This window comes from Mycobacterium sp. (genome assembly GCF_050701675.1).
Classification (GTDB): Bacteria; Actinomycetota; Actinomycetes; order Mycobacteriales; family Mycobacteriaceae; genus Mycobacterium.
Genome location: NZ_JBOGDD010001319.1, coordinates 1 through 4,389, shown reverse-complemented (window position 1 = coordinate 4,389; position 4,389 = coordinate 1). Strand labels below are relative to the sequence as shown.

Genomic DNA, 4,389 nt, shown 5'->3' with positions numbered 1-4,389 from the left:
GCCCGGTAGTGCGTGACGGCGTCCCCTACCGCCCCAAGTGTCTTGGCGTAGAAGCGGGCCTGAGCGCCAAGGCGGTTGGAGGCTTGGGCAAGGCCATCCACTTCCCGCTTCAGGCGCGGCCAGCGCGACCTGGGAGCGCTCACACTCATGCGGTGGCCTTGATGCCGACCGCAGTCACGATGACGTCGATGACGAACAGCGACACGAACGAGAAGACGACCGTTTCGTTGACGGCATTGCCGACGGCAGCCGGGCCGCCCCCTACCGAGATGCCCTTGTAACAGGCGATCAGGCTCGCCGTCATACCGAAGATGCCGGCCTTGATCAGGGCGATGACCAGTTCCGGCGTTCCAGTGAGCAACGTGACACCGGCCGCGAACGCGCCCGGCGTTACGTGCTGGACGAACACCGAGAAGACGAAACTGCCGATGAGACCCGTCAGAATCACCACTCCGGCCAACAGCAGTGACACCACCGTCGCGGCGAGCACGCGTGGCACCACTAGGGCCTGAACCGGGTTGATACCGAGCACCCGCAGCGCGTCGAGTTCTTCGCGGATGGTGCGCGAGCCGAGATCGGCACACATCGCCGTCGCGCCTGCGCCCGCCACCACCAACACCGTAACGAGCGGGCCGATCTGCGTGACGCCGGCAAGAGCCGCACCGCTACCCGAGAAGTCGCCTGCGCCGAACTCGATCAGCAGGATGTTCAAGGTGAACACGGTCAGCACGGTGAAGGGGATCGACAACATCAGCGTCGGTGCGAGCGATACGCGTGCGACGAACCAGCTCTGCAAGACGAACTCCCGGGTGGCAAACGGCCGTCGCGGCATCTGCACGAACGTGTCCAGTGCCAGCGCCAAGAAGTCACCCACGGCACGCAACGGCTTGGTGACGCCACTCGCGGAACTCACGGACACCTCCCAGAGCGGAGAAAACCGACAGGTACGCCGCCGGCACGGAAGACGGCGAACCATCCCGTCGGCCGCCCGCCCGCGGGTGGGTGGAGCAACCGGTGGGGGCACAGACTGTTCATCGCGGCGAAACTTTAGTTACATAACAATAATTGGTCAATAGCCAGAGCGATACGTTTCCCCATCCCGCGCCCAGGCACGTCACCGAAACGTTGGGGATGCGCCGAATCGGCGATGCGCATTCCGCATTGTCGCGCGGCACGATGTGCAATCCTGTTGGTATACAGCGCAACCGCGCACCGTGCGGCCGCCGCAGGTGGCTTTGGCGTCACCGTCCCGACACCGCACCATCTGATCGAAACCCCCAGAAAGGAGCAGAGATGACCGACGACGCGTTCGCCGAAGGGGAACCGAACGGTTCGACCGCCACCCATGAGGAGCCCAGCGCCTGCACACCGACCGACACAGTCGCCGAGTGCACCACGGGTGACGCTGCGACCGGCGCGGCACCCGGAGAAACGACCACACGGCGGCTGGCGCCAACCGCACTAGGGGCGCTCGTCGTCGTCGCGATACTCGTCACGGTGGGCGGCTTGGTCGGCTGGTTGGCGTATCGCGCACACCAATCGCAGCAGGCACAGGAGCTGCGGCAACTCTTCCTCCAGGTCGGCCGACAGGGCGCACTCAACTTGACGACCATCGACTACAGCCGAGTGGATACGGACATCCAGCGTGTCCTCGAGTCGGCGACGGGTGACTTCCACGACCTCTTCCAGAGGGAGGCGCCGGAATTCGCCCAGGTGGTCAAGCAAGCACAGTCGAAGTCAGAGGGTTCGATCACGGAAGCCGGTATCGAGACCGTGACCGGTGATACGGCACAGGTCCTGGTGTCCGTGTCCGTTAAGACGTCCAATGTCGGGGCAGCAGAACAGGAACCCCGCCATTGGCGGATGCGTGTCGGCGTCGAGGAGATCGGGGATGGTGCGAAGGTGTCCAAGGTTGAGTTCGTTCCGTGACCCGGTTGGCATGGAGAGGCAAGCGCGCCATTGAAGATGCGGTTGAGAAGGCCGACGTACGCACCGCCAGGCGCCGCGGCGTCGAGTGGAAGCGGCTGCTGGTCTTCGGCGGCGCGCCCGCCCTTGCGCTCCTGTTGGCCGTCGGCGCCGGATACCTCAAGTGGACCGATTCGTCAGTCCGCGACTCCGAGGCAGCGGCCATCGCGTCGGTGCAGTCTGCCACCGCCGGCACGATCAAGATGTTGTCGTATGAACCCCAGACGGTGGAACGTGACCTCGGAGCGGCGCGTGACGGCCTGACCGGCCCGTTCAGGGATTCCTACACTCAGTTGACGAACGACGTCGTCATCCCCGGCGCGAAACAGAAGAACATCACGGCGGTAGCGACCGTGCCGGCTGCCTCATCGATATCGGCAAGTGAAAGTCACGCCGCTGCACTCTTATTCGTCAATCAGACGATCACCGTCGGTACTGACGCACCGAGCAGCACCGCGTCAGCCGTGAGGGTGACGCTCGACAAGGTCGCAGATCGCTGGCTGATCTCGGATCTCACACCGGTTTAACCACGCTCGGCGCCGATGGGGGCGTCCTCACTCGATTGCGCTGTTGAGACACTTGAGATCCAAGCAGTTCATCTCACTCAGTGCGGTAGGATAGTGCGATTCGGCAGCCTCTTCACCCTGGGGGCGCGTTCACGAAAGGCCCATCCGTTGGCATCGAGAGCACATACCGAGGGGCGTATCTTCGACGGCGCCCTGCGCGCGATTGCCCGGCAGGGGCCGAAGAAGCTGGCCATGAGCGACATCGCAGCCGAGGCGGGGGTGTCGGTCGGCACGCTGTACCGGTATTTCACCAACAAGGATCAGCTACTCGCGTCGCTGGGTGACCACTTCGTGAAGAACCTGCAGGCCGTACTGCAGCAGTCCATCGCGGACAATCCCGAACCCACAGATCGTCTGGGGATCGTTATCGATGTGATGCTGCGGTTCTGGTTGGAGAATCCGGTCACCATGCAAATCGGCCAGCTCGAGCCGGGTTTCGTATTGGCGTACATCAAGCGAGTCATCCCGCAGTTGTCCGCGGTGCTTCGCGAAGCCTTGGAGCCGGTGCTCGGTGACAGTGCCGCAGTCCTGGGGGGATCGGCGACCTTGGACGAAGTCGTCGACTTGATTGTGCGGATGGCGTTTTCGCATTTCTTCATGCCATCGCGCGATTACCGCGACTTCCGCGACGTCCTGGTCGTACTGGGCGCGTCAGCCGGGCTGGAGCCTCGCAGGTCGCGTGGCCAGCGCGGCCGACGGGCCGCCGGCTGACGGCATCGTCAGCGTCTTGCGCCGACCACGTTGCGTAACACCCCGACGCCTTCCACCTCGGCCTCGACGATGTCGCCCTCCTGTAGATAGCGCCCGTCCTCGAAGCCGACGCCATCGGTCGTCCCCGTGAATACGATGTCACCTGCGGTGAGCGGCATCCTGGCGACGACGTACTCCAGACACTCGTCGATGCTGAAGATCATCTTGCCGGTGCGGTCATGTTGGCGCTGTTCACCATTGACGCGTAGCGAGATGCCGACGTCGATCTGACCCGGCCCGCCGAATTCGTCCCTGGTCGTGATCCACGGCCCCACTGGTGTGGTGCCACCGAGCGCCTTGATGGAGAACAGATCCAGCCCACCGCTCATCGGCGCCGGCGCGTCCCTGGCGCTCACGTCGTTGCCCACGGTGTAGCCGAGCACCGCGTCGGTGGGCCGCCCGCCTGCACTCCTCACCGACTTCGCCATCACCACGACGAGTTCGACCTCGAAGTCCAGTTGTTCGGTGATCATGGGATTGGCCAGGACGTCACCGTGGCCGATGACCGCTACCTGCGGTTTGAGAAAACCGAGCGTGGTCTTCGGACGCTCGGTCACGCCCAGCTTCTCCAGGTGTGACCAGTAGTTCATGCCGACACCAACGATCGTGGACGTCGGTGTGATCGGGGGCAGCCACCGGACATCGGCCATGGCCAACGGCCGACCGTACGGTTCGAAGTCCGCAGCACCGGCGGCTGCCGCCGGACCCCACTGCTCGATGCCACCGCGTATCGGCTGCACGGTGTGAGTATCGACGTCCACCAGACCCCAGACATCGGCGTCCTCGTGACGGATCCTTGCGATCTTCAGTGTCGTGTCCCTTCGGGTGTGGCGGCAGGCGCCGCCTCGAGTCGAGCCTGAATGCCCACTGTCGACGAAATCGCGCGATCGAGGAAGCGTGGGCGCACCTGATACACGAAACCGAAGTCGCGGCGGGCGAACTCACCGGTACCGGTGACGACCGGCCGGCGCCGGTCACCATCGGTGAAGCGCTCCAACCGAATTCGCAGCGGGACCTCCCTGGTGACGCCCAACAACTCGAGATCCCCGTGGAGCAGGAATTCACCGGGCCGGCCCCCGACATCGATTCGCCGGGACCGGTACCGCGC

The 4,389-nt window shown here is 64.4% G+C and carries 6 protein-coding genes; 3 read left to right on the top strand and 3 right to left on the bottom strand.

The genetic code is table 11. The features are described 5' to 3' along the window. Positions 1 to 145 precede the first annotated feature (145 nt). Positions 146 to 913 carry an MlaE family ABC transporter permease gene (locus ACRDUX_RS40720; protein WP_526423211.1) on the bottom strand — a complete coding sequence of 256 codons (768 nt, stop codon included), beginning with the start codon at positions 911 to 913 and terminating at the stop codon, positions 146 to 148. A gap of 380 nt (positions 914 to 1,293) precedes the next feature. Between ACRDUX_RS40720 and ACRDUX_RS40715 the strand changes: the two genes are divergently transcribed. Genes ACRDUX_RS40715 through ACRDUX_RS40705 form a run of 3 tightly spaced genes read left to right on the top strand, consistent with a single transcriptional unit; the run spans position 1,294 to position 3,242 of the window. Next, the gene (locus ACRDUX_RS40715) at positions 1,294 to 1,929 is read left to right on the top strand and encodes an Rv1363c family protein (protein WP_526423209.1); all 636 of its coding nucleotides are present in this window, start codon (positions 1,294 to 1,296) and stop codon (positions 1,927 to 1,929) included. Positions 1,930 to 1,934: 5 nt separating this feature from the next. Next, the gene (locus ACRDUX_RS40710; RefSeq protein WP_526423215.1) at positions 1,935 to 2,492 is read left to right on the top strand and encodes an Rv1363c family protein; all 558 of its coding nucleotides are present in this window, start codon (positions 1,935 to 1,937) and stop codon (positions 2,490 to 2,492) included. Between the two features lie 15 nt (positions 2,493 to 2,507). Continuing rightward, positions 2,508 to 3,242 carry a TetR/AcrR family transcriptional regulator gene (locus ACRDUX_RS40705; RefSeq protein WP_526423207.1) on the top strand — a complete coding sequence of 245 codons (735 nt, stop codon included), beginning with the start codon at positions 2,508 to 2,510 and terminating at the stop codon, positions 3,240 to 3,242. 8 nt (positions 3,243 to 3,250) lie between these two features. On the opposite strand, the gene ACRDUX_RS40700 is transcribed toward ACRDUX_RS40705, so the two are convergent. Further along, positions 3,251 to 4,075, bottom strand: coding sequence for a fumarylacetoacetate hydrolase family protein (locus tag ACRDUX_RS40700; protein WP_526423213.1), 825 nt, complete (start codon positions 4,073 to 4,075; stop codon positions 3,251 to 3,253). Positions 4,076 to 4,086: 11 nt separating this feature from the next. Beyond that, the coding region (locus ACRDUX_RS40695; protein WP_526423205.1) for a YceI family protein at positions 4,087 to 4,389 on the bottom strand (303 nt) is incomplete at its 5' end.